Below are 602 nucleotides of genomic sequence, written 5' to 3' on the forward strand. Positions count from 1 at the left end.
CAGTGTCGTCGCACCTACGGGAGGCAGCAGTGGGGAATCTTGCGCAATGCGCGAAAGCGTGACGCAGCAACGCCGCGTGGGGGAAGACGGCCTTCGGGTTGTAAACCCCTTTCAGGAGGGACGAAGGTTCACCGGTGAATAGCCGTGTGGATTGACGGTACCTCCAGAAGAAGCTCCGGCTAACTACGTGCCAGCAGCCGCGGTAATACGTAGGGAGCAAGCGTTGTCCGGAATCATTGGGCGTAAAGCGCGCGTAGGCGGCCCTGTAAGTCCGTTGTGAAAGTCAAAGGCTCAACCTTTGAAAGCCGATGGATACTGCAGGGCTAGAGTCCGGAAGAGGCGAGTGGAATTCCTGGTGTAGCGGTGAAATGCGCAGATATCAGGAGGAACACCGGTGGCGAAGGCGGCTCTCTGGGCCGGTACTGACGCTGAGGAGCGAAAGCGTGGGGAGCGAACAGGATTAGATACCCTGGTAGTCCACGCCGTAAACGTTGGGCACTAGGTGTGGGTCTCTATCGACGGGATCCGTGCCGTAGCTAACGCATTAAGTGCCCCGCCTGGGGAGTACGGCCGCAAGGCTAAAACTCAAAGGAATTGACGGC

1 rRNA gene is annotated in these 602 nt (G+C 58.5%); it reads left to right on the forward strand.

Annotation, left to right across the window (positions count from 1 at the left end):
* Positions 1 to 602: ribosomal RNA gene (locus tag FLB_RS14430) — 16S ribosomal RNA — on the forward strand; the annotation flags it as partial.

The sequence above is a fragment of the Flavobacterium succinicans genome, from assembly GCF_001662485.1.
GTDB lineage: Bacteria > Bacteroidota > Bacteroidia > Flavobacteriales > Flavobacteriaceae > Flavobacterium > Flavobacterium succinicans_A.